The sequence below is a fragment of the Qipengyuania sp. GPGPB31 genome (genome assembly GCF_038396345.1).
In the GTDB taxonomy this organism is placed as follows: Bacteria; Pseudomonadota; Alphaproteobacteria; order Sphingomonadales; family Sphingomonadaceae; genus Qipengyuania; species Qipengyuania citrea.
Genome location: NZ_CP149572.1, coordinates 1,943,068 through 1,967,104 on the forward strand (window position 1 = coordinate 1,943,068; position 24,037 = coordinate 1,967,104).

16 protein-coding genes and 2 pseudogenes are annotated in these 24,037 nt (G+C 59.3%); 11 read left to right on the forward strand and 7 right to left on the reverse strand.

Annotated elements, in window-relative coordinates:
- Positions 1-162 precede the first annotated feature (162 nt).
- The gene (locus tag WKH79_RS09780) at positions 163-576 is read right to left on the reverse strand and encodes a helix-turn-helix domain-containing protein (RefSeq protein ID WP_050600446.1); all 414 of its coding nucleotides are present in this window, start codon (positions 574-576) and stop codon (positions 163-165) included.
- An 86-nt stretch (positions 577-662) separates the two neighbouring features.
- On the opposite strand from WKH79_RS09780, the gene WKH79_RS09785 reads away from it, so the two are divergent.
- The 7 genes from WKH79_RS09785 (at position 663) to WKH79_RS09815 (ending at position 9,311) form a co-directional block, all read left to right on the forward strand.
- Positions 663-1,325, forward strand: coding sequence for a cation transporter (locus tag WKH79_RS09785; RefSeq protein WP_050600447.1), 663 nt, complete (start codon positions 663-665; stop codon positions 1,323-1,325).
- Positions 1,322-3,262, forward strand: coding sequence for a cytochrome c/FTR1 family iron permease (locus tag WKH79_RS09790; RefSeq protein ID WP_050600448.1), 1,941 nt, complete (start codon positions 1,322-1,324; stop codon positions 3,260-3,262). Before WKH79_RS09785 ends, WKH79_RS09790 begins: the two co-directional genes overlap by 4 nt.
- Before the next feature lie 25 nt (positions 3,263-3,287).
- Positions 3,288-4,907: a multicopper oxidase domain-containing protein gene (locus WKH79_RS09795; RefSeq protein ID WP_050600449.1), complete on the forward strand. Its 1,620-nt coding sequence runs from the start codon at positions 3,288-3,290 to the stop codon at positions 4,905-4,907.
- Between the two features lie 67 nt (positions 4,908-4,974).
- A complete protein-coding gene (locus WKH79_RS09800; RefSeq protein WP_050600450.1) occupies positions 4,975-6,615 on the forward strand; it encodes an acetolactate synthase large subunit in 1,641 nt (546 codons plus the stop codon).
- Positions 6,612-8,006, forward strand: coding sequence for an aldehyde dehydrogenase family protein (locus tag WKH79_RS09805; RefSeq protein WP_050600451.1), 1,395 nt, complete (start codon positions 6,612-6,614; stop codon positions 8,004-8,006). The genes WKH79_RS09800 and WKH79_RS09805 overlap by 4 nt, the downstream gene beginning before the upstream one ends.
- A complete protein-coding gene (gene lspA, locus WKH79_RS09810) occupies positions 8,003-8,482 on the forward strand; it encodes a signal peptidase II (protein ID WP_050600452.1) in 480 nt (159 codons plus the stop codon). The genes WKH79_RS09805 and lspA overlap by 4 nt, the downstream gene beginning before the upstream one ends.
- A 193-nt stretch (positions 8,483-8,675) precedes the next feature.
- Complete coding sequence (locus WKH79_RS09815; RefSeq protein ID WP_063506149.1) at positions 8,676-9,311, forward strand: peroxiredoxin; 636 nt, start codon at positions 8,676-8,678, stop codon at positions 9,309-9,311.
- Between the two features lie 377 nt (positions 9,312-9,688).
- Here WKH79_RS09815 and WKH79_RS09820 read toward each other — a convergent pair.
- The 3 genes and pseudogenes from WKH79_RS09820 to WKH79_RS09830 form a co-directional block, all read right to left on the reverse strand.
- Positions 9,689-10,225: pseudogene (locus WKH79_RS09820) on the reverse strand (ParB/RepB/Spo0J family partition protein); the annotation flags it as partial.
- Between the two features lie 99 nt (positions 10,226-10,324).
- Positions 10,325-14,192 (reverse strand): annotated as a pseudogene (locus WKH79_RS09825) (strawberry notch family protein).
- Between the two features lie 78 nt (positions 14,193-14,270).
- Positions 14,271-15,182 carry a toprim domain-containing protein gene (locus WKH79_RS09830; protein WP_341858744.1) on the reverse strand — a complete coding sequence of 304 codons (912 nt, stop codon included), beginning with the start codon at positions 15,180-15,182 and terminating at the stop codon, positions 14,271-14,273.
- A 171-nt stretch (positions 15,183-15,353) separates the two neighbouring features.
- Here WKH79_RS09830 and WKH79_RS09835 point away from each other — a divergent pair, with 171 nt between their 5' ends.
- From WKH79_RS09835 to WKH79_RS09850, 4 genes are all read left to right on the forward strand, one after another.
- Positions 15,354-15,695, forward strand: coding sequence for a helix-turn-helix transcriptional regulator (locus tag WKH79_RS09835; RefSeq protein WP_156493942.1), 342 nt, complete (start codon positions 15,354-15,356; stop codon positions 15,693-15,695).
- A 75-nt stretch (positions 15,696-15,770) separates the two neighbouring features.
- A complete protein-coding gene (locus tag WKH79_RS09840) occupies positions 15,771-16,952 on the forward strand; it encodes a HipA domain-containing protein (protein ID WP_341858745.1) in 1,182 nt (393 codons plus the stop codon).
- A gap of 1,443 nt (positions 16,953-18,395) precedes the next feature.
- Positions 18,396-19,283, forward strand: coding sequence for an alpha/beta hydrolase (locus WKH79_RS09845; RefSeq protein ID WP_341858746.1), 888 nt, complete (start codon positions 18,396-18,398; stop codon positions 19,281-19,283).
- Positions 19,280-19,702, forward strand: coding sequence for a hotdog fold thioesterase (locus WKH79_RS09850; protein WP_341858747.1), 423 nt, complete (start codon positions 19,280-19,282; stop codon positions 19,700-19,702). Before WKH79_RS09845 ends, WKH79_RS09850 begins: the two co-directional genes overlap by 4 nt.
- A gap of 9 nt (positions 19,703-19,711) precedes the next feature.
- Here WKH79_RS09850 and WKH79_RS09855 read toward each other — a convergent pair whose 3' ends face one another.
- The 3 genes from WKH79_RS09855 to WKH79_RS09865 are packed head-to-tail and all read right to left on the reverse strand — an operon-like array spanning position 19,712 to position 23,872.
- On the reverse strand, positions 19,712-21,169 hold the full coding sequence (locus WKH79_RS09855; protein WP_341858748.1) for an efflux transporter outer membrane subunit: 1,458 nt from the start codon (positions 21,167-21,169) through the stop codon (positions 19,712-19,714).
- A 7-nt stretch (positions 21,170-21,176) separates the two neighbouring features.
- Positions 21,177-22,709 (reverse strand): MDR family MFS transporter, encoded by a 1,533-nt coding sequence (locus tag WKH79_RS09860; protein ID WP_341860111.1) that lies wholly within the window; start codon positions 22,707-22,709, stop codon positions 21,177-21,179.
- 35 nt (positions 22,710-22,744) lie between these two features.
- On the reverse strand, positions 22,745-23,872 hold the full coding sequence (locus tag WKH79_RS09865; protein WP_341858749.1) for an HlyD family secretion protein: 1,128 nt from the start codon (positions 23,870-23,872) through the stop codon (positions 22,745-22,747).
- Positions 23,873-24,037: the final 165 nt, after the last annotated feature.

Sequence of the window (24,037 nt, forward strand, 5' to 3'; positions counted from 1 at the left end):
AATATTCAAATTACCCAAGTTCCGTCATAATCAGCCATCCAATCCTAGATCACGACATCAGAATCTGGATTATCACGATGATAACGCTTCCAGCGACTGGAGGTGCAAGCACTTTTTTTGCTGTCTGGGTTCGGTGTCCATAGTCCCATTATAGCTTTCGCGTCAGCGACCCGCGGAAGAGGCGGCTGGGTTTCGAGAAAGCGTTTCGATGATTTTGCATTCGGAAACCTCGCCGCCCGTGCAGGCCGCGACCACACTTCTCAGTTCGGAACGAAGCGCTTGTAGCCGACTGATGCGCTCGTCCACGGCTCGAAGGTGCCGCAAAGCGATGTCACCCGCCTCGTCACAGCTCTGATCCGGTCTCGCCTTCACGCTTAAAAGCGAGCGTGTTTCATCGATCGAAAACCCCAATTTTCGAGCATGCCGAATAAAGGAAAGGCGCTCGACGTCCTGCTCTTTGTAGGTTCGCTGCCCCGCTGCCGTACGCGCGGCTTCGGGCATCAGTCCGATATCCTCATAAAACCTTATCGTATTGACCTTGGTGCCCGTCGCCTTCGAAAGACCTCCGATAAGCATGAACTCACTCCTCCAGCTCCGAAACCGCGAACCATTCGCAATTTTGGCTTGCTCCTACAGTTGCTAGAGGTGTTACCTACTGGCTTATGTTGGAAAACGAAACATCGGATTGCGGTTGCACAGGCGATACGCAAAGAGCAGGTGCAGACCCGGCCTATCGCCGCGCCCTTTGGATCGTCGTATTGCTCAATCTGGGCTTTGGCGTTTTCGAGGTCTTCGGCGGGTTTCTGGCGGACAGCCAAGCGCTCAAGGCCGACGCCCTCGACTTCATCGGCGATGGATCGATCACGCTCATCGGCATCCTCGCTCTTGCGTGGAGTGCCCGCACGCGCGCCCGGGTCGCGCTGACACAGGGCCTGTTTCTGGGCGCACTGGGCCTTGGAGTAATCGGTCTGGCAGTCTGGCGCTCACTGAACGCGGTCGCGCCGGAAGCCGGTTTGATGGGCGGTATCGCGGCTGCAGCACTGGTGGTGAACATTGCGGCGGCGCTTGTGCTGATGCGGTTTCGCGAAGGCGACGCACACGTGTCCGCGATCTGGCTGTTCAGCCGCAATGACGCGATCGCCAATGTCGGAGTGATCATCGCTGCAGCGCTGGTCGCCTGGACCGGGCAAGCCTGGCCGGATCTTTTGGTCGCGGCGATCATCGCGCTGATATTTCTGCATTCGGCTTACCTCATCGTCCGGCGCGCAACCGAGGAACTTCGCGCGCAACATGCTTCAGCTCTCGAAAGGGTCGTCTCCAAATGACGCTACGCGCCTTTGTCGGCCAGCTAATCGCTATTCTGGCGATGGCAGTCGCAATGCCCGCTTCCGCAGACACGCACGACGAAGTCCAAACGAGTTGGCGCCTTCTCGACTACATCGCGGTGGATTACATAGAAGCGGTCGAAGACGGTAAAGTCACCAACGAGCTGGAATATGCCGAAATGCAGGAATTTTCTGCTTCTGTAGTCGAACGCATGGCGGCCCTACCCGCAAATGCGCAACGTGCACAGCTGGTTGCGGATGCAGAGGCGCTTGCCGAGGCAATCTCGGCGAAAGTGGAGCCTGCTGTCGTCGCACGAGACGCGCGCAGGTTGGCAAGCGAGCTGATCGCGGCCTTTCCCGTTCCGCTGGCCCCGGACGCGGTACCCGACCTTGCGCGAGGCGCCGCGCTGTACGCCCAGAGCTGCGCAAGCTGTCATGGGGTAAGCGGAGACGGCGCCGGCCCCGCCGCAGAGGGACTCGATCCCCCACCAATCGCTTTTGACGACGTCGCCCGAGCCCGCGAGCGGAGCGCTTTCGCGCTCTATCAGGTCATTGGACAAGGTCTCGAGGGAACCGCCATGCCGGGCTTTTCCGATCTCCCGGCGGAAGATCGTTGGAGCCTTGCTTATTATTCTGGGTCGATTGCATTTCCGGAGGTAGAGCGGGGAAGACGTATCTGGAATGACGAACCGGCGATCCGGGCACGCATTCCCGATCTCGCTGCTCTATCCGGTCTCACACCGGCAGCCCTCGGCGAGGCGATCGGAACCGAGCGGGCCGATGCCGTCATGGCCTATTTGAGGGCTCATCCTGAAGCCGTGGCGAGCGATACGACCGGCTCACTCGCTCTGGCGCGCGAACGATTGCAGCAAAGTCTTGCCGCTTACGAAGCGGGTAATAAAACCGAGGCGCGCGAACTTGCACTCTCGGCCTATCTCGATGGCTTCGAACCGCTGGAGGCCGTTTTAAGCACGCGCGATGCCGATCTCCTCGCATCTGTCGAAATCGGCATGGCCGAGCTTCGAGCGGCAATCAGCCGCGGTGATCCGGTGGCCGCCGTCGCCGAGAAGGTGAATGCGCTCGACGTTCTTTTCTACCGGGCCGAGACGGTGCTCGCCCCGGCCAATGCCAGCGAAGCGTCGGCATTTTTGGGAGCCTTTGCGATCCTGTTGCGCGAAGGGCTAGAGGCATTGCTGATCGTGATCGCGATGATCGCGTTCCTGCGCAAGGCCGAGAGAACGGAAGTTCTGCCCTTCGTCCATGGCGGATGGCTCTCCGCTCTTGGGGCCGGAGCCCTGACGTGGGTGGCAGCGACCTACCTGATCGGAGTGAGTGGTGCGGGCCGCGAGCTGGTGGAGGGGTTCGGATCGCTTTTTGCCGCTCTCGTCCTGCTGTCGGTCGGCATATGGATGCACGGCAAGTCGCAGGCCGGCGAATGGCAACGCTATATCCGGAAAACCATGCAGCACGCTCTCTCGCGCAGGTCCGCATGGTTTCTGTTCGGGCTGGCCTTCCTCGTGGTTTACCGGGAGGTCTTCGAGACGATCCTGTTCTTCGCAGCGCTCTGGAGTCAGGGCCATACCGACGCGATTCTTGCTGGCGCTGCCGCCGCAATCGTCTTGCTAGCGCTGATTGCGTGGGCGATGCTGCGCTACAGTCGCCGACTGCCAATTGGAACATTCTTCGCGTATAGTTCGGTTCTGATCGGCATTCTTGCCGTCGTCTTGGCCGGGAAGGGTATTTCGGGGCTCCAGGAAGCCGGATTGTTGGGCATCACTCCGCTTCCGAATCTGCCCCGCATACCGATTCTGGGCATCGCACCGGCACTTGAGCCAGTGGCGGCGCAAATTCTCACGCTCGCGCTCATCGCGCTGGGTTATTGGCGCAACAGAATGAAAGGCATGCAATCCGGAACACCGCAGGCCGAAACCGGTTGACGACGCTCCGGGCAAGGGAAGCATTATGATCGACAGACGTTCTATTCTTGGCGGTGCAGTGCTTGGCGCAGGTGCACTGGGAATAGCCGCGTATGCCCGGCGCGACCTGTTGACAGACCGGAATGCGGCGCTTGCTTCGGTAACCGCGCGCTCGCAACTTCTCGTTCCTCCTCTTTATTCAGGGGAACGAGAAGGCGGCGAGAGGGTTTTCGATCTCAATCTGCGCCACGGCGTCTCACATTTTTTTGAAGGGATCGAAACGCCGACCATCGGCATCAACCAACCCTATCTAGGCCCCACACTTGAGATGCACGCCGGCGATACGGTGCGGATGAATGTCACGAGCGATCTGTCCGAAACGGCGACCGTCCACTGGCACGGTTTTCATCTTCCGGCGCGAGCCGATGGCGGACCGCATCAGCCGATCGAGCCAGGAGGGAGCTGGACCGCGCGTTTCGATGTCCGACAGCGCGCAGCGATGTTCTGGTATCATTCGCATGCGCACCGCCGCTCGGGGCCACAGGTCTATCAGGGTCTGGCCGGAATGATCTACGTCCGCGACAGCGCGAGCGAGGCGCTCGACCTTCCAAACGACTATGGCATCGATGATATACCGCTGGTCGTACAGGATCGCGCTTTCGCGCGCGATGGAAGCCTCGTTTATTCCACACGCATGCATAATATCATGATGGGAATGATGGGTGACACGATGCTGGTCAACGGCGTCGTCGAGCCCGTCTTCGAGGCAAAGTCCGATCGTTTGAGGCTGCGACTAGTCAATGGCTCGAACGCACGCTTTTACCGTTTCGGGTTCGACGATGGCCGCAGCTTCCATCAGATCGGAACCGACGGCGGTTTGCTCGCCGCGCCGCTGCCAACCGACAATGTTGTTCTCGCTCCCGGCGAACGCGCGCAGGTAATCGTCGATGTCAGCGATGGAAGGCCGGTTTCGCTGCTTGCGGACGGGCTCGAAATCATGGGCATGGGAAATAGGGGCCGGGGAATGAGAGGGCCCGGGCCCATGCGCGATTCCGACCGGCCGACGGACAATTGGATGATGGGCGACCGAGGCGGCCGTGGCGGTATGATGGGCGAACGGGAGCGTCGCGATGGGATGATGGGCGGCATGATGGATGAAAGGCGTCGCTTTACCGTGCTGGACATCCGGCCGGCCGCAAGCCGCAGGCGGTCGATCGCATTGCCGCGCCAGCTCGCTACCTTGCCTCAGATCGATCCAGGCGACGCGGTCCGGACGCGCCATTTCGTTCTCGATATGGGCATGGGAATGCGCATGATGCGCGGAGGCGGTTTTACAATCAACGGCAAATCGATGGACATGCAGCGTATCGACGAGACAGTGCGGGTCGATACCACCGAAATCTGGCAAGTCGAGAATGCCTCGATGATGGCGCATCCGTTCCACATTCACGATGTGCAGTTCCGTATCCTCGACCGGAACGGCCGGGCACCTGATGCGGCGGAACAGGGACTAAAGGACACGGTTGTCGTCTATCCGGGCGAGACCGTGCGGCTCCTTTTGCGGTTCGAGGACTACACCGACCCGGATTTGCCTTACATGTATCACTGCCACATCCTCGAGCACGAAGACGCCGGCATGATGGGGCAATTCACCGTCACAGCTTGAATCAGTAGCCGAGCAGAAGATCTGCCACCAACAGCCTCCAAGCCCTCACCAATGCGAGAACCATACCATGAAAGCATCCGATCTTCTTGTCGCCGCGTTGGAAGCCGAAGGCGTCGAGTATATCTTCGCGGTTCCGGGCGAAGAAAACCTCGATCTTCTGGAGTCACTGCGGACCTCGTCGATCCGTCTGATCGTTACCCGGCACGAGCAAGGGGCAGGGTTCATGGCGGCAACCTATGGACGTCTTACCGGTAAAGCCGGCGTATGCCTTGCCACGCTGGGGCCAGGGGCGACAAACCTCACGACGCCCGCAGCTTATGCCGCTCTGGGTGCTTTCCCACTGGTCATGATAACTGGCCAAAAACCCATCAAGGTCTCGAAGCAGGCGCAGTTCCAGATCGTCGATGTCGTCTCGCTTTTCACCCCCTTGTGCAAAATGGCGAAGCAGATCGTAAATGGAGAGCGCATTCCCTCGCTCGTGCGAGAAGGTTTCAGGAGGGCCCAGGAAGAGCGGCCCGGAGCAGTTCTGCTGGAGCTGCCTGAAGATATTGCCGAGGAGGAAACCTCCGAACCGGTCGTGGCGCCCCACCCTCGCCAATATGCGGTGGCGGGAGATGCCGCGCTAGACGAAGCTGCCGAGCGTATTCTGGCCGCCGATCGGCCGCTGCTTCTGGTCGGTGCCGGGGCCAACCGGCGTAGCGCTTGTAAGGCGCTCCGAAAGTTCGTCGACGACACTCAATTTCCGTTTTTCAATACGCAAATGGGCAAGGGAGTGCTTGATGAGGCAAGCCCCCTGTATCTTGGAACGGCGGCTCTATCATCGGATGACTATGTTCATTGCGCCATCGATCGTGCCGATCTGATCGTCAATATCGGCCATGACGTGGTCGAGAAACCGCCCTTTTTCATGGAGCCTGACGGACGCACCGTTATCCATGTGAATTACAAGGCCGCAGAGGTCGACCAGGTCTATTTCCCGCAGCTGGAAGTCATTGGCGATATTGCCGGATCTGTCGAGCGACTGGGAAACCGGCTGCGCGGCAAACATCCTAGTGACCCGGCAGCCTACGCCAATGTCCATGAGGACATCGCGGCGCACATCCGCCAAGGCAGCGACGATGGCCGCTTTCCGATGGTGCCCCAGCGCATCGTTGCAGATGTACGGGCGGTCATGGGCCGGGACGACATCGTCGCACTCGACAACGGCATCTACAAGATCTGGTTCGCCCGCAACTATATCGCGCATGAGCCCAACACCATTCTGCTCGACAACGCGTTGGCGACGATGGGAGCGGGTCTCCCCTCGGCGATGATGGCAGCGATGCTCTCGCCCGAGCGCCGCGTGCTCGCCGTATGCGGCGATGGCGGGTTCATGATGAATTCGCAGGAGGTGGAAACCGCGGTCAGGCTCGGCCTCAACCTCGTCGTACTCATCCTCAATGATTCCGCTTACGGTATGATCCGGTGGAAGCAGGAAGAACTTGGCTTTCCCGATTACGGTCTGAGCTTCGCCAACCCCGACTTCGTTACCTATGCGAAGAGTTATGGTGCGACGGGCCACCGGATCGAAAGCAGCGAAGCACTGGTACCGACCTTGAATGAAGGGTTTGAAAGCGGCGGCGTTCACCTTGTCGACTTGCCGGTGGATTACTCCGAGAACCGCAAGGTTCTGATCGATGAACTCAAGGCGATGGAGTGTCCTCAATGACGTGGCAGGTCCTCAATCCCTACGACCAGGAATGCATTGGCAGCGTGGAGCTGGTCGACTGGCCACAAATCGATCGTTGGCTCGACGAGGCGCGCGCGCTGCACGAAGACCGGCAAGCGCGGCTCCCCGCCCATGAACGCATCGCCATCCTGCAGCGCGCCAGCGTGCTGATGCGCGAGCGCGCGGAGACGCTGGCAATGCAGATTGCGCGCGAGGGCGGCAAACCCATCATCGACGCGCGCGTGGAAACCAGTCGCGCCATTCAGAGCGTCGAATTGTGCATACACGAATTATTCGCCAGCGGCGGGCGCGAAATCCCGATGGACCTGACGCAGGCGGGGGCAGGACGCAAAGCCTATACTTTCCGTGAGCCGATCGGGCCGGTCGTGGCGATCTCCGCTTTCAATCATCCTCTGAACCTGATCGCCCATCAGGTGGGACCGGCGGTTGCAAGCGGATGCCCTGTACTGGTGAAACCGGCCAAGGACACGCCCCTTTCCTGCAAGAGCTTCGTCCAAATCCTTTATGAAGCCGGACTCAATGAAAATTGGTGCCGTTTCGTGCCGTGCTCGGACGAGGTCGCCGAAAAAATGGTCACCGATCCGCGAACGGCATTCTTCTCCTTCATCGGTTCGGCCAGAGTTGGCTGGATGCTCCGCTCCAAACTGGCCCCTGGCACTCGTCTGGCGCTGGAACATGGGGGCGCGGCCCCGATCATCGTCGATGACAGCGTTGCGCATGCCAAGGTAATTCCTCCGCTCCTGAAAGGCGGCTTTTATCATTCTGGTCAGGTCTGCGTCTCGGTGCAGCGCGTGTTCGTTCCGCGCGCCGAATTGCCGGACTTCGCTGCCGAGCTCGCTGCGGGAGCAGAAGCACTGACGGTGGGCGATCCGACCAATGCGGAAACTCAATGCGGTCCGCTCATTCGTCCTGCCGAAGTCGACCGCGTCGAGTCCTGGGTCGATGCAGCCGTTCAGGGCGGCGGCAGGCTCGCCGCAGGGGGTAAACGCACGGGTTCCACCCTTTACCAGCCCACGGTCCTTGTCGATCCGCCCGACGACGCCGATGTATCGCGCAAGGAAGTGTTCGGCCCTGTGGTCTGCATTTACGGATACGACGACGTCGATGCTGCGATCGGCCAAGCGAACGCGCTTCCCTACGCCTTTCAGGCGGCTGTGTTTACCGACCGAATGTCCTGGGCCGATTACTGCGTCGAAACGCTGGCCGCGTCAGCCGTAATGGTCAACGATCATACCGCATTTCGCGTCGACTGGATGCCGTTCGCAGGACGTCGTCAGTCGGGTCTCGGAACAGGCGGTATAGGTTATACGATGGCCGATATGAGCGAAGAAAAGATGGTGGTCGTGAATGCACCCTCCAGCGTCCGATGACCTTGAGCGCGGCGAAACGGCTTGCGCCCGTTTTGATTCTGGTCAGCTTCGGCCTCGACCAATTGTCGAAAACCTGGGCACATTCTTTCGTTGGTCCGGGCAACGCGATCGCAGTGTTCCCGGGCTTCAATTTAGTCGCCATCACCAATAGCGGCGTGGCATTCGGATTGGCTGGTGAAGCAGCACCGGCGATCCTTATCGCGATCGGCGTTCTGCTGTCGGGCATGCTCGGGATTTGGCTGATGAGAACCCGATCCCCCATCCATGCGCTCGGCTTGAGCTTGGCGATTGGCGGAGCGCTCGGCAACGTTGCAGACAGGCTGATGTTTGGCGCCGTCAGGGACTTTATCGATTTGTACTGGGACAATTTTCATTGGCCATCATTCAATCTGGCCGACGTCGCGATCGTAGCGGGACTGGGGCTTTTGGTCCTGGTGGGCGAAGACCAGCCTGAAACCAGCGCGAATACGAGCTGATTAAGACCGGACGCAATGAGAAAAGACGAACGCTTCCGCATAGCGCGGAAGGTCGCCACACCAGCACGCTGGCGATGCCGTCTATCACGTCTGAACGCCGCTTGGTCGCGATCTCGGTTGCACCTACAGCAACTGTAGCACCCATCTGTACGTGTAGCTGCGTTGCTTTAGCGCTCACCACAGGAGATTTTCAATGACACTTCAACTTGGCGACACCGCACCCGATTTCGAAGCCGACACAACCGATGGCACGCTCAAATTCCATGAATGGATGGGTGACGACTGGGCGGTGCTGTTCTCGCACCCTGCGGATTTCACTCCTGTTTGCACGACGGAACTTGGTGAGGTGGCCCGCCTCAAGCCTGAATTCGACAAACGCGGCGTCAAAGTGATCGGTCTCAGCGTCGATCCGCTCGAAGATCATCGAGCTTGGGCGGGCGACATTGCCGAAACCCAGGGTCATGCTCTCAACTTTCCGCTGGTCGCGGACCCGGATCGTGAAATCGCTGATCTCTATGGAATGATCCATCCGCAGGCTGATGATTCATTCACCGTCCGCTCGGTGTTCATCATCGGTCCCGATAAGAAAGTGAAACTTACGCTCACTTATCCCGCGAGCACGGGACGAAATTTCGAAGAGATCTTGCGGATTATCGATTCGCTGCAACTGACGGCGGACCACAGCGTGGCCACACCTGTGAACTGGCAGCAGGGCGAGGACGTCATCATCGTGCCTTCGCTCAGCGATGAAGAAGCGCGTGAGAAATTCCCCAAAGGCTGGGAGACGGTAAAACCTTATCTGCGCGTCACACCGCAGCCGCAGGATTGATCGCAGCATAAGGGGCAATGCGAGACTTATCGGCGGGAGCATAATCAAAAGCGCGCCGGTTGGTTTTGCCGTGCCTGGCTCGGCACCGATATGCCAAATCGAGAGGACGGTATTGGTCTATGAAACGTTCCATAAAACAGAGCGAAGAACTCATACCGCGAGGGCCCTTCGACAGCACACTCCATTTCCTGAGGCGGCCCTATGACTTCGTAAACACGGTCTGCTCGCGAACCGGTGGCAATATGTTCGAAACCCGCCTGTTGCTCCGGCGGACTGTGTGCCTGCGCGGCGAAGCTGCAGCCGAGATGTTCTACGATAAAGCGCGAATGTCGCGCGACGGCGCGATGCCGGAACCGGTTCGGGCGACTTTGACTGGCATGCGCCTGACGATCGACATCAGAGATCGCGCCATAGGCCTTGGCCATGTCTAGGGTGATTGTGCCATCCGCAAGCGCTTCGAACACGCAGGGGGCAAGTGCGGCCAGACGCAAGCGGCCTTCAACGAAGCGGATAGTCAGGCCAAACCGACGCGCGACGTCCTCAACGCAGCCACCAGCCTCGATAATGGCCGAGAATGCCTGCGCTTCATCGGCCGGGTTCATGGCGAGACGCTGGAAATTTTCAGCAAGGCTTGCTTCGCGGACCTCGCTTTCCTCGCCTTCGATGACCAAGCAAGTCACTTCATGGGTTTTGGCCAGAGTGCCGTCTTCTGCAAGCGCCTGAAGCGCCGCGAGGCGGCGACCTCCGGCCTCGACCTCGAATTTGCCGCGCTTCGCCTTGCGCACGACAAGGTTCTGCAAGAGACCTCGTGCTGCGATATCGGCTTTCAATTGTTCGTCGGCAGCGGGATCGCTGGTTTTACGCACATTGCGCGGGCTCGGGACAAGCTTTTTCAAGGAAATTGATTGGATCATGGGTAGTCTCCTGATGGGAAGGAGCCATGCGGCATGCATGGCCCGACTAGCCCAAAGGCACCCTCCCCTCTAACCCATCGCCATGCGGCTGATCGCTGTTCAGACGGCCAGGGCGGGTAGAATGATCGATGCTTTGGAGACCGGCACGAACAGTCGCGTGCGGTAACGAATGATCTCGGTGAAACAGCCCATGGTTTTGTACCAGTCGAGCCGATCAGGCGCGTATCCCGTAAGTTCGAGCCGTTGCTCGCCTCCGACCAGCGAGCGTTTGACGATTACCGCGTCATGACTGGCAAGAGGCTGCGGCGTGCCGCTCGCCAAAACCAGCTTCCCCAGTTCGTCTGGTAAGGGACCGGCCACCCCTGCCAGTCCGAACGTTTCGGCAATCTTGGCGAGATCGACATCGAGCACTTCGCGCCCGATGACCGCTGACCCGTCTTCAGCAACGAGCCTGGTGACGCAAACATGATCTCCCGGCAAGCGCTTCCAGACCGGCAAAAGCAGCCCGGTTGCGAGGTGGAGGCGCTCGGTCACTGGCGAAGCGGCTGCCTTAACTTCCTCGGTGCACCAGGCCTTGGTGAACTCGGTCACGCCGATCTCCTCCCACAAACTTTCACCGAGTGCCTCGATCGTCCAGTTAGCCGATTTGAGCGGCCGGAGCAGCCGACGGCGTTCGATCACCGCGCCATCATCGGCAATGAGCCGCCGGGCCGGGACCGAGAGAGCAACCTTGCCCGATCGCGCATTGCGTAACGGGATGGCATGAAGCGACCCGATCTCGTGCATCCGCACGAGACGCTTCAGTCGGAGCGGGCGTAGGTGGCGTTTCACCCCAAGCGAGGCCAGGCGGGTTTCTGCGCCGGTAACAGGATCGGCTCGCAAAAGCTCGTCGCTGAGAACTTCGAAGCTATCGACGCGAACCGTCTCAAGGCCCAGATCGAGAGTTCCAGCTTCGCGCGCTGCCTCGATTCGCGCTTCGACCAACCCCAGATATTCATCGAAGATAGAATTTTAGAGCGCAATCGGCAGAGCAAGGATGCGGTTGAGCCAGCGCTGGATAGTCGGAAGGTTGTCGGTCAGCCCGCCATCGGGATTCTCGAGCCGAAGGCCGGTTCGCTCGACGAAATCGCCGAAGCTCGTCGCCTCCAGTTTGCCATCATACAACAAGTGGAACCAACGGCTGAGTGCATCCCTAGCATAATCGCTTTCGAGATTATCGGCCGGATCGAAGAGGTTCTGACCGCCGGTCTGGCGCTGTCCTCGCGTCAGGGCACCAAGGCTGTCGAGCCTGCGAGCGATGGTCGAGATAAACCGCCGTTCGCCCTTCACATCGGTGGTCACCGGTCGGAACAGCGGGGCCGAGGCCTGGTTGGTGCGGTTGGTACGACCGAGCCCCTGGATTGCATTGTCCGCCCGCCAGCCCGGTTCGAGCAGGAAGTGGACGCGGCGCTGCTGGTTCTGGCAGTCGAGATCGGCATGATAGGAACGCCCGGTCCCGCCAGCATCAGAAAAGATGAGGATGCGCTTCGTGCCCTCCATGAAGCTCTGCGCTTCGGCGACATTGGCACTGCCGCTTCGCCGTTCGAGCCGCTGCTGCCCATCCCTGCCGATAACGAGCCTGCGGCTGCGCCCGGTTACTTCGGCGACCGCCCCGGTCCCAAAATGCTCGATGATCGCGTCGAGCGCTGTGGCGATTGGAGGAAGCGCGCAAAGCTGTTCGATCAGCGCATCGCGCGCGGCAATGGCACGCGAGCAAAGAACCGGATTACCGTCGTCATCGCTCATCGCTTCGGAGCGCAGATTGCCGTCCTCGTCGGTAAAGACCTGCATCAGGCGCACCGGGAAGCTCTTGGCGAGATAGTCGATGACGTATTCGCGCGGACTAAGGTCGATATCGAGCGCCTCGCGTTCCTCGTCGCTGAGATCGGCGAGCCGGCGGTCGAGCATGGCCTCAGCTGTCGAAACCAGCTGCACGACCACCGAATGATCTCTACCGAGCGCTTCTTCCATAGCCGGGATAAGACTCGGCAGTTTCATCGACAGAAGCAGCTGCGAAAAGAAGCGCTGCTTTGTGCCTTCAAATTTTGACAGCGCGGCAGCCTTGGCATTGCGATTGAGCGTATCGCCGCTGTCCTCGTCGACGACTCGTGTGGCTTCGAGCGCGTCATCGAGATTGCGGTGAATGATCGCCCAGGCTTCGGCATAGGCGTCGTAGATACTGATCTGCGCTTCGGTCAGGCAGTGTTCTAGGATCTCGTATTCGACCCCGGCAAAAGACAGCGCGCGGGCGAGGTAAAGACCTTGTGCCTTGAGGTCGCGAGCAACGAGTTCCATCGCCGCGACCCCGCCCGCGCGGATATCGCTCATGAAAGCTTCGTGCGTCGGGAACGCAGTTTCGGGTCCCCAGAGGCCGAGCCTGGCGGTGTAACCAAGATTAGCGATCTCCGACGCGCCGGTGGCGGAAGCATAAAGCACGCGGGCGCGCGGCAGATGGTTCTGCAGCCGGAGGCCCGCCATGCCTTGCTCCGAGCCCTTGACCTTGCCGCGGGTCGACGAAGACCCGAGGGCGTTGGCCATCGCATGGGATTCGTCGAACGCGATTACGCCTCCGAACTCTTCGCCCGTCCAGGCAAGGATCTGGTCGAGGCGCGTGTCTTCGGCGCGCCCCGAGCGCAGTGTCGGATAGGTGACAAACAGAATGCCTTCGGACAGCGTTACGGGTCGCGCGAGCTTCCAGCGCGAGAGGGGCTGGATATCGAGCGGCAGTCCGCCAAGTGCTTCCCAGTCGCGGCGTGCATCTTGCAGCAGCGCCTCGTTCTTGGTGATCCAGATATGCCGACGTTCACCCGCGAGCCAACGGTCCATCATGACCGCCGCAATCTGCCGCCCCTTGCCCGCTCCAGTACCATCGCCGAGGAAGAAGCCCTGCCGGTAGGCTTGCCCGTCCTCGGACAGCTCAAGCATCGCCCCTTCCTGACTCGGTCGAAACTGTCCGGGTAGATCGCGGTCAAAGGCCTGGCAGGCGTAGATGAGCGTCTCGCACTGTGCCGCAGAGAGGAGCTTGTCTGCTTTCCAGTTCGCGGGCAGCAGCGGCCGGACCTCCGGAACAGGTGCCGCAACCGACCCCATTGCGACCGATTCCACCAGTTGAGTGGGATGTATCGGAGCATCAGCAAACGCGATGCGGCTTGGCCGATAGGGGAGATAGATACCTACTTGCTCAGGCACAGGTGCAGCTTCCGCCAGTGCGGCATAGCTGAGTACGGCCGCATCAGCCCCAGAGGCTGGTTTCGTCGCAAACGGTGCCGAAGGTCGGATCGCTGTCCGATGCTCCACGGGGCTCGGCAGAGTTCGCACCGGCAGGCGATGTATATCGGCCGATATTAAGGCGCGAGGCGATAAGTTCGCCATCGTAGGAGTTGATCGCGGCATTCGGAAAGATGTGTGCCAGGCTGTCGCGTCTGCCAGCATCGATCTCGTTCAGAGTAAGCGATGCGGCTTGGCCGTAGGCCCAGGTCGCGAAAGCACCATTGCCTGCAGAGGGCTCGAGCATGGTGTCGCGCGAGGAAAGCGCTGCGGCTTTCGCAAGCAGCCAGGCCAGCATCGGCGGGGTCGAAAATTGCTGAAGTTCGACTTGGGCTTCGCTGCGCACATGACGAGGCGGTAGAGCCGCCTCGAGCCAGTCGAAGCGCGCTTCCGCTTCGTGGAAGCCGGTCGTCAGATCGATCCGCGAAGATCCACGCAGCCAGAGCAGGGAGCCTATCTCGATCGCATTGTTGTAGTCGTCGATGGTCCAGGCGCTGCCCCAGTCCTGAACTCCGGTCTCGTCAGCGAACAAAGCGGAAATATCGGCTCGAGTGAGATGACGTCCAGAAGCGAGGCGCTCGGTAATTTTGACGCCGATAGCGCAGGCCAACGGAACGGCCTGAGATTGTCGGTGGGCGGGAAAAAGGTCTGACTGAAACATGGCGAAAAGTCCTCCTGATTGAGGCATCGGGACACGCGCCCTCTGCCGGATCAGGAAATCGAAAAGCCCTCTCTCCTCTTACCGCATTGCCTTACGCCGCAGCCATGCCTGGAGTTCGTCGTTCCAGTCGGTGCCTCGCGCAGACGGCTTCCGGATATGGAACGTCCGGCCATCACACGCATTAGCGGATAGGCCCCGTTCGACTGCGAGATCACCACCGCTATCGTAATCGACGAAGAGATGAAGCTCGCTCACGCTTTCGGGAATGCTGACCAGACCGAAGCGCTCATTGCCCAGTGCTGCCCAGACGGGGATGCCGGTCAAGGCATAGGCCGACATTGCGCTCTCGATCCCTTCGGCGAGTCCGAGTTTACCATCCACCGGGGCGAAGAGCCGAACGGCAGCTTCACCTAGCGAGCCAAGAGCCCGTTTGGGTTTGTCGAAACCAGCCTTCGCGCAGCTGTCCCGCGAGAGGAAGGTCCGGTGGATAGCGATCGGTCCCTCGTCGAGACTGACCGTAGCAATCATTGCGGGTAGGTAGCGGGTGCGCCCTTTGGGGCCGAGCGGTGTTCGCGGATGAAACCGAAGAGCAGAAGAGGCGGCGAGGATGCCGCGGCTCTCGAGATAGGCCTTGGCCGGGCTGGGACGCAAAGGCTCCGCTTCGCGCCAGATCCTCAACGCCGCCGCTGAAGGATTGCGTTTTTCATTCGGCTCGGAACGGACTACTGACGAAGAGTCCGAGAATAGGATGGAAGCGTTGAAGCCCTCGCGTGCCAGCGCAGCAAGCACTGCCTGCTGATCGCAACCGGCAAAGCAGTGAAAAAGGATGGCTTTGCGACCGAGCGTCACGCCCAACGATGGCGTGCTGTCATCATGTGCAGGACAACAGGCCATGCCCTTCGTGCCCGACCATCTGCCGCCTCGACTTTCGCAGATACGGCGTGCGGTCCCTTCCAGTGAGGTGGGTCTTGTCGTTTCATGAGTGGGCATGGGTTATGCGGTCCTTTTGGCTCGCTCCCCACAGCCTACCTCTGCTCTTACTGGCGTCCGCAGTACCCTGACAGGAAGCGGCGACCGCAATAGCTTGTCGTGTCTGGTCATAGAATGCATGACATATCATGCGCTATTGCATAAATTAACATGATATGTCATGTACTGCCTATGCCACGCGCTTCCAGAGCAGCTAGCGGACTGCCGCCACAAAGCCAGCGAGCTATAACTCAGCTCGGCAAGGACATCGCGCTTGCCCGGCGTCGCCGCAAAATGCCGCAGCGGTTGATGGCGGAACGAATGCTGGTGTCGGTTCAGACACTTCAGCGGCTCGAAGCTGGTGATCCGACAGTTGGTCTCGCAGTCCTTGTGAGCGCATTGCATGTGCTGGGAATGACCCAGCGCCTTGCCAGCTTGGTTGCGCCAGAGAGTGATCGAGCGGGCATAAGCGAGGACCTCTCGCGCTTGCCCGAGCGAACGCATGCAGCCAGCGATGACGAGCTGGATTTCTGATCGGTCATGACAATCGTCCGCTCCTACGTATTCGTCCATCTTCCCGAAGGTCCTGTCCCGGCGGGACTGCTGACGATGACCGACGAACCGCGCAACCAATTTGCAACGTTCGCTTATGGACGCCGGTATCTTGAGCGCCCTGACCGAATCCCCGTCGATCCGGTGGCCCTCCCGCTGCACGATGCCGGGACCAGCCGGACCTTCCGCACGGAGGAAGGGTTTGCTGTCTTCGGCGGCATCCGCGACGCCGCTCCCGATGGCTGGGGCCAATATCTTATGTACAAGGCTATGGGCGACCGTCTGCCGAGCGAGATCGACCTCATCCTTGCTTCGGGAGAACACCGCGTCGGCGCGCTCGCATTCGGGCCAACTCCGGAGCGACCAGAGCGCATCACTCCATGGGGCGATGGTCCTGCTCCGGGCGAGGAGTTCACCCTCGCCAAACTCGCCGAGGCAGCCGAACGAGCGCAACACGTCGATGAGCTGGATGACAACTTGCGCGCGCTGCTTGCTGCCGGTTCGTCGCTCGGCGGCGCCCGTCCAAAGGCGGCAACACAAATCGGCTATCAGCCCTGGATCGCCAAATTCCAGAAGCACGGCGACAGCTTTCCTGAATGCCGCGTAGAGCTGGCGACTATGCAGCTGGCCAGCGAATGCGGCCTCAACGTTCCTGCGCTCGATTTCCGGTGCGTGCTGGACCGTGACATCTATCTCATCGAACGGTTTGACCGCGTGCCGCATGGCAATTGGCTGGAGCGGCGACCGTTCGCCTCGGGACTGACCATGCTGGGTGCCCATGAAAGCGAAGTGAGCCGCTACAGCTACGCCGATCTCGCAGGCGCGATACGCCAGCAAGGGACGCAAGTGCGCGAAGACCTCCATGAGCTGTTCCGCCGAATGGTATTCAACATACTTGTCACCAATGATGACGATCACCTGCGCAATCACGGCTTTCTGTTCGACGGAACTGGCTGGCGCCTGTCTCCGCTCTACGATGTCGTGCCCAAGCCGCAGGTAGGACTGGAGCGACGCCTCGTACTGGGAGTTGGCCCTGAAGGCCGCAATGCCACGCTCGATAATGCGCTGGCCGGGGCAGCAGTGTTCGATCTCGGCCCCGATGAGGCTTCGGCAACGACCGAAGAGTTGCGCGTGATGGTTGCAGCGCGCTGGCAGCCGCTATTCAAGAAGGCGGGGTTAAGCCCTGCTGACCAGGGCCGCTTCGCAACCTGCTTCCGGCTAGCGAGCGAAAATAACTGAAACAAAGTACCAAAGTTACATTGTTCGCATCGTGCCCGGCCAAATCGAAGGCAGGCTCGGGCTTCTGAGCACGACAGACGTAAACCTTCGATGCCTGTTCGCGACCCAGCGGCATCCACTTGCTGGAGTAGCGATTTGACCCCAGGCTTGCCGTATAGACTGGAGGCATACGATGCGGCGTTTCACCAACGCTTTTTCTCTAGCGGCGGCTGCGCTGATAAACGCACTACCCTTGCCTGTGAGCGGCGGCGGCTCGGCTCTAATCGCAGCTGGAGGAACGTTGGGGGTCACGTCACTGCCTCGAAGCCGTCGCTCAATGAATCAAGCTCCGCCTTCTTCAGCCGCAACTGCGTAATCGTCTCTTCTGGTAGGCTCAAGACCGTGCACAGCTTAGAGTTCGTTCATACGTCAGAATTCGGCAATCTTGATGATTGCCGCAGGATGCAGATTATTGTTACCGGTATTGATTAGATGCGGAGCTGTCACATGCCAACTATCCAAGAAATGAATCGTACACGCCTTGCGGGCCTTTTCGAGGGACTCGCATAGAGGCCCTCTTTCTAATTATATTTCAATGCTTTAAATCGTTGGTATCCAGAAGAGGCATCGCACCAACGGTGTAACATCTTGTTTCAACTAGAGTAATTTCTGTAGTCTAATCAGAAAGCCCGCAAATCGGCCGACGCAATCCGGGTTAGGAGCGATAAATGACTGATATGCTGAATGTTTTGGTCAGACCTCAGAATGAGAAATCGAGGTATGGAGTTCTAACTCGCATCTTCAGTTCGGTCGGAAAGATGGCGAAGACAGTTCCAAAGCATGGCATTCGGTACGCTCCCACCCTCGGTCGCAGCGGCCAATCGATCGGCAGGTGCGAAGTACCAGGACTAGGGAGTGCGGGTAAGTGGGTTAGACAACAACGGTAGGTGCTGAACGGACTATCAACGCTCGTGATTATCAAGGGCCGAAAAAGCCACAACAAGATTCGTACCGCTTCGGACGATACAGTTGCCGGGGTAAAATGCGGCTTTCTCCGACCGGAATTGTCAGGTCGACATTTCCGATAGGCCAAGAACCGAGCCGAGCTTGGTGTCGCTTGTGCCCAAAAACACCGCGATCCTCGCACTGGCGGCCCACCATCGGGCTTTCTTCTCATCGCTGCGCAGTCACAGAGCCAGCGGCGATGTTATCTACCTTACTATCCAAGCACTGGCTCTTGCCATCTCTTGATGAAGGGCGAGGTAGAGAAAAGGTATCTGATATAAAAACCAACGCGAATGATATCTTGCCGACAAAAGCACAGTCGCTTTGTGGCCGATCGTCGTTCGAAGCGAAGTTCGGTGCATAGTTACGGCCGTTCCGAAACCAAAATCACTCGCGCTGCTGCTGGTGGAAGCATTAAAGTACTTTACTATTGGATGCGTGATGAGCAGGGAGAGGGGGATGTCTTATGAAACAATCAGCATTGAGGGGGCCGGCTGTTTAAGCCTTAGCGCCGAAGCAAGCGGCGATGTAGGCGCGATGCCCGTCCTGCTCGCTCATGGTGGTGGACAGACACGCCGTGCGTGGAAGAATGTGATTGGAGACCTTGCGGAAGCGGGTTTTCGCGCAATCGCTATCGATATGCGAGGTCATGGCGATAGCGACTGGGCACCCGATGGGGCTTATGAAGCACGCGATTTCGCGTCCGATCTGGTCGCCATTGCTTCAAAGATGGGGCGCAAGCCTGCGTTGGTCGGGGCTTCTCTGGGCGGAATGGCTGGTATGCTCGCTGAAGGGGACTTGGCACCCGGAAGCTTCGCATCGCTAACGCTGGTCGACATAGCGCCGCAGATGGAGATACGCGGCGTCAACCGCATAGTCGGCTTTATGAAAAAGCATATAGAAACCGGCTTCGCATCACCTGAAGAGGCATCGGAAGCCATCGCGAACTATATGCCCCATCGCCCAAGGCGATCGAGTGGCGAAGGGCTGCGCACCTATCTGCGGCGCAAGGACGACGGGCGATACTACTGGCATTGGGACCCGGCCTTTATCCTTGGCGACAGAGCGGTCGGCAAGCACGGCGAAGAACGGCATCAGCGGCAATTCGAGACGCTGACACAAGCAGCCCGGAACCTGGACTTACCACTGCATTTGATACGCGGCGGTTCAAGCGACCTCGTTTCGGAAGACGCGGTGGAGCATCTCCGCGAACTCGCACCGCATGCCGAATATACCGACATCGCCGGTGCAACCCACATGGTTGTAGGCGATTCAAATGATGCCTTCGCCCATGTCATTCTGGAATTTCTGAACCGACATCACTCCATGGAGGGAATTACCAAATGAGAGACACGCCAGCGGGCATCGACAGGGCACGCGTAGAGGAAATCCTCCGTATCGCTCCATTCCATGCGTGGCTCGATTTGAAGGTCAGATCGCTGACCCCGGAGCGGCTGGAACTCGAGATGCCCTGGCGCGAGGAAATCGTTTCCAATCCAGCGCTAGGATCTGCCCATGGCGGCGTACTTGCATCATTGATCGATCTGACAGGTTTCTACGCACTCATTGCCCGGGGGACGAAGGTGAAGGCGACCGCCGACCTGCGGGTGGATTACCATCGCCCGGCAACCTCAGGCCCGCTGATCGCAACCGGTTCTATAGTCAAAGTCGGCCGACAGATCTCAGTGGCAGAAACCAACGTTTACGCGCCGGACGAGAAATTGCTCGCGAGCGGGCGTGGCGCATATATATGTGGTGATCGTTAAGGTCGCCATCTAGGACGGGGCCTGCCAACCTAAACCAAGCGATTTCTGTAACGCAATCCAGGCCAGAGTAAGGCCGGCTCTCGCTCTGGCCAGATCCGCCCCGGCCTCGTGTTCCGCGCGCAACGTCCGGTTAAGATCCACTCGCGATATGGTCCCGGCGTCAAACCGCTGCTGGTCGAGATCGGCGGCCGTTATAGCCTGCCGATTGATCTGCGCCAAAGCCGCCAACGCCGCGCGTTGCTGCGCGAATCGGGATAGCGCGCGTTCGGCATCCTGCAAAGCTGCCAGCACCGTCTGCCGGTAATTCGCATCGGCCTCGCGGCGCCCTCCCTCTGCTTGGTCGATCGAAGCCTCGATCCTACCGAAATCGAGGAAATTCCATTGCAAACGCGGGATTGCAATTGCGGAAAATTCGCCCACGTCGAAGATATCCTCCGGAGAGGACCCGCCTAGTCCAAGAATGCCCATGAACGAGAGTTTCGGAAATTTTGCAGCCTCGGCTATGCCGATCCGCGCTGTGGCACCAGCGAGGTTGCGTTCAGCAGCACGAATATCGGGCCGCCGCGCAATGAGGCTTGCCGGATCGCCAACCGCCACCCTTTCGGGCGGCAGAGGGATCTCGCCAGCTGGCGCAATTTCGAGCGAAGGCGCACCAGGAACACGCCCCGTCAAGACCGCGAGCGCATCGAGCAAGACCGCCTCATCTGCTTGAGCCTCCGCGAGCTGCGCGTTCAACAATTCTAGTTCAGCATTGGCGTTCCCGACCGGGAACAGCGGCAACGCGCCAAGTTGATAGCGTTGATAGGTCAGAGCGAGGACTTGCCTCTGCAATTCGATCTGAAGCTGGTATTGTGCAGCTCGCTGCTGGGCTTCGCGCAGATTTACATAGGCATTTGCGACTTCTGCAGTGAGTTGGAGGCGCGCATCTTCGGCATTCGCCACGGCTACCGCCAGCTGGGCATTTGCGGCCTCGATGCGCCGTCCGGTCCCTCCGCCGAAATCGATTTCCCAATTGGCGTTCAGGCCGAGATTGTAGAGGCTGACATTGTCGTCATCTTCTTCCACCGTTGCGCCCGGCGTCCCAGGAGGAAGTTGCGGACCGTCCTGGATGTCCAGGCCCGGCAAGCGGCCCTGCACGACAGTCGCCTGCGTGCCTAGAGTGGGCAGTCGGCCCGCATCTTCCTGAGCAAGCGATGCGCGGGACTGCGCGATCCGCGCGTACGCGGCTTCGAGGGAAGGACTATCGGCGAGCGCGTCCTCGATCAGTCGATCCAGTGCCGGGTCATCGAGCAGAACCCACCAATTGGCGAGTTCCGGGGCAATATCGGACACATTGTCGTCCGCGCGAATGAAGCCCTTTACTCCGCTGGCGGTCAGTATTTCGGGCGGCCCGGAATAGTCCGGGCCAGCCGTGCATCCTGCCAGAGTAGCGGTTGCGAGCAGAATAAGAGTTGGTTTGGGGGTCACATCAGTATCAGTGCATCGAGAGGGAAACGTTCTTGGGTAGCGGCTTCAAGAACACGACCAACGGCACCGTGATCAGCGTCAGCATACCCATTACGAAAAACACATCGTTGTAAGTCATGATGAAAGCTTCACGTTGGATGGTCCGGCCAAGAACGGCCATTGCTTCACCCATGCTGCCGAAGTTCTGCGCCAAGGACTCAAGATAGCTCTGCAGCGAGATGCTGTTTGCATTCAGGGTTTCTTCCATCCGGCGGCTGTGATGCCAGGTGCGCTGGTCCTGAAACGAAGCCAGGCCCGCTAATGCAAATGACCCGCCCAGATTGCGTGCAGCATTGAAAATTCCCGACGCATCGCCAGCATCGTCCTTCGCTACCGAAGCAACGGTCGCCTGATTGAGAAACATCATTGCCAAGATCATGCCCACTCCGCGGATAAGCTGGCTTTCGGTAAAGACTGCCCCACCAGATTCGGCTGTAAGGCTTGTACTTACGAAACAGCTTACGGCCATCAGTAGCATGCCCGCGCCGACTGCAATGCGGATATCGACGCGGCGAATCATAAACGGCAAAACCGGCATCAACAGGAACGCCGGGACGCCCATCCAGAAAATGACCAGCCCAGTCTGAAAGGCGTTGTAATCCGATATGATCGCCAGGAATTGCGGGATGACGTAGGTCGAACCGTACATGACCATCCCCAACGCCAGTGCCATGATGGCAACGCTTCCGAATTGACGGCTTAGAAGCAACCGAAGCTTTAGAACCGGTTTGGCAGCATACAATTGACCGTAGATCAGCGACGCGAACCCGGCTGCAGTAATCAGGCTGAGCCATCTGATGAAAGAGGAATCAAACCATTCCTCGCGGTGGCCTTCCTCCAATACGACCGTGAGGCCGCCCAGGCCCAGAATTAAACCCGCAATACCGGCCCAGTCCGCTTGGGTTAGGTAGTCCCAGTTTGGCTTTTCGTGAGGCAAGCCGATAAACAAAAGCAAAAGCAGGCCTGCGCAGACTGGGACGTTCACAAAGAATGCATAGTGCCAGCTGAGATTTTCCGTAAGCCAGCCGCCTATCAGTGGCCCCATGACCGGGCCGAGGACGACGGTCATGCCGAATAGCGCCATACCAATGGGCTGTTGATGGGGGGGCAGGCGCTTCGCGACGATTGTCATCGCCGTCGGGATCAACACACCGCCCATGAACCCCTGGCCTGTACGCCCGATAATCATGGTCGTGAGGTCGGTCGCTATGCCACATAGTACCGAAAAACCGGTAAACGCGGTCACCGCGATGATTAGCAGCGTACGCAAGCCAAGCAAACGCTCCAACCAGGCGCTGAGTGGGATCACGACGATTTCCGCGACAAGAAACGAAGTGGCGATCCATGTACCCTCAGTACCAGTCGCGCCGATTTCACCCTGTATGACGGGAAGCGCGGAATTGACTATCGAGATATCGAGGGTCGCCAGCATCGCCCCAAGCGCGCCCGCAGCTACCGCGACCCAAGCGGTAATATCAGCATTTTGCGGCTTGAGTGTCATACCGGCATTGCCAGGTTGAGCAGACATGGCCGCGGTCATTCGGTCGCGCTCGAAATCTCGTCAAGTTCGCCGGCGGCACTACGAGTATCGATAGTCGCGACGACAGACATCCCTGGCACCAGTAGCCGGCGCACTTCGGGCGCCGCGTCTATAGAAATGCGAACCGGGATGCGCTGAACGATCTTGGTGAAGTTCCCGGTCGCGTTTTCAGGCGGTAGTATGGAAAATTCAGCGCCGGTTCCAGGAGAAATGCTCTCCACCGTTCCGGAAATCCTGACATTATCCAACGCATCGATTTCGAGACTGACTGACTGGCCAGGCCGCACGAGACCGACCTGTGTTTCCTTGAAATTCGCAGTAACGTAGATTTGCCGGACCGGCACTAGCGTCATTAGCCTCTGGCCGGGCTGGACGAATTGTCCGACCCTTACCGACAGGTCACCGATGCGCCCTGCTCTGCTTGCCTTTAACTGGGTCGAAGAAACGTTAAGGTCCGCCACATCGAGCTGCGCGCGGGCTGCATCGGCCTGCGCTCGGGTTTGCTCGATCTGTTGAAACAATGTGGCGCGGCGTCCCTTGGCGGCCGCTACAGCAGCCTGCCCGGCAGATAGCTCGGCCCGGGCCTGCGCTGCCTGTGTCAGATATTGGTCGAGCTTTTCGCGCGGTTCCGCCCCGCTCGCAGCCAGAGGGCGATAACGGTTCACCTGTTCGTTGGCGAGATCCAGAGCAGCACGCGCAGCGGCTAGCTGCGCCTGCGCCTGGCGAATTGCGGCATCCTGTTCGCTCACCTGCGATAGGATCGTTTCGGCACCGGCCAGCGTGGCCGCGATCTGCGCGCGCGCCTGCGCAGCCTGGGCCTGGTAATCGCGCAGGTCGAGCTGAACCAATGCTTCGCCGCGCGCGACCTGCCGGTTTTCCGAAACCAGCACCGCATCGACATATCCTCCGACCTTTGAAGAAACGACCACACTGTCCGCTGCGACATAGGCGTTGTCGGTGGACTGCATGTATTGTCCGTAGGTGACATAGCGATAATACCACCAGCCACCAGCAAGGACGGCCCCAATCGCTGCCACCAGAATAAACAAGCGCAGCTTGCTGCGTGAACCCGGGTCCGCGACCGGAACCTTATCATCCTCAACGGTTTCGGTAATATCCGTCATTCGCGCGCTCGTTCAACCTCGCTCAATGCATGGGTGGGGCGAGTTAGCGACCGCCTGACAGATAGTAAATTACTTTATGAAATTTAATTGGCGTTTGGCTCTGGTTCGGCTTACGAAATGCTATGGCCAGTTCTAAACTTTTAGCAAGCAAACCAGATGACCGTC

Excerpts from the sequence above, each read along its gene's own strand:
- WKH79_RS09780 (WP_050600446.1), bottom strand. The coding sequence starts at position 576 with ATGCTTATCGGAGGTCTTTCGAAGGCGACGGGCACCAAGGTCAATACG.
- WKH79_RS09785 (WP_050600447.1), top strand. The coding sequence starts at position 663 with ATGTTGGAAAACGAAACATCGGATTGCGGTTGCACAGGCGATACGCAA.
- WKH79_RS09790 (WP_050600448.1), top strand. The coding sequence starts at position 1,322 with ATGACGCTACGCGCCTTTGTCGGCCAGCTAATCGCTATTCTGGCGATG.
- WKH79_RS09795 (WP_050600449.1), top strand. The coding sequence starts at position 3,288 with ATGATCGACAGACGTTCTATTCTTGGCGGTGCAGTGCTTGGCGCAGGT.
- WKH79_RS09800 (WP_050600450.1), top strand. The coding sequence starts at position 4,975 with ATGAAAGCATCCGATCTTCTTGTCGCCGCGTTGGAAGCCGAAGGCGTC.
- WKH79_RS09805 (WP_050600451.1), top strand. The coding sequence starts at position 6,612 with ATGACGTGGCAGGTCCTCAATCCCTACGACCAGGAATGCATTGGCAGC.
- lspA (WP_050600452.1), top strand. The coding sequence starts at position 8,003 with ATGACCTTGAGCGCGGCGAAACGGCTTGCGCCCGTTTTGATTCTGGTC.
- WKH79_RS09815 (WP_063506149.1), top strand. The coding sequence starts at position 8,676 with ATGACACTTCAACTTGGCGACACCGCACCCGATTTCGAAGCCGACACA.
- WKH79_RS09830 (WP_341858744.1), bottom strand. The coding sequence starts at position 15,182 with ATGCCCACTCATGAAACGACAAGACCCACCTCACTGGAAGGGACCGCA.
- WKH79_RS09835 (WP_156493942.1), top strand. The coding sequence starts at position 15,354 with ATGCCACGCGCTTCCAGAGCAGCTAGCGGACTGCCGCCACAAAGCCAG.
- WKH79_RS09840 (WP_341858745.1), top strand. The coding sequence starts at position 15,771 with ATGACCGACGAACCGCGCAACCAATTTGCAACGTTCGCTTATGGACGC.
- WKH79_RS09845 (WP_341858746.1), top strand. The coding sequence starts at position 18,396 with ATGTCTTATGAAACAATCAGCATTGAGGGGGCCGGCTGTTTAAGCCTT.
- WKH79_RS09850 (WP_341858747.1), top strand. The coding sequence starts at position 19,280 with ATGAGAGACACGCCAGCGGGCATCGACAGGGCACGCGTAGAGGAAATC.
- WKH79_RS09860 (WP_341860111.1), bottom strand. The coding sequence starts at position 22,709 with ATGACACTCAAGCCGCAAAATGCTGATATTACCGCTTGGGTCGCGGTA.
- WKH79_RS09865 (WP_341858749.1), bottom strand. The coding sequence starts at position 23,872 with ATGACGGATATTACCGAAACCGTTGAGGATGATAAGGTTCCGGTCGCG.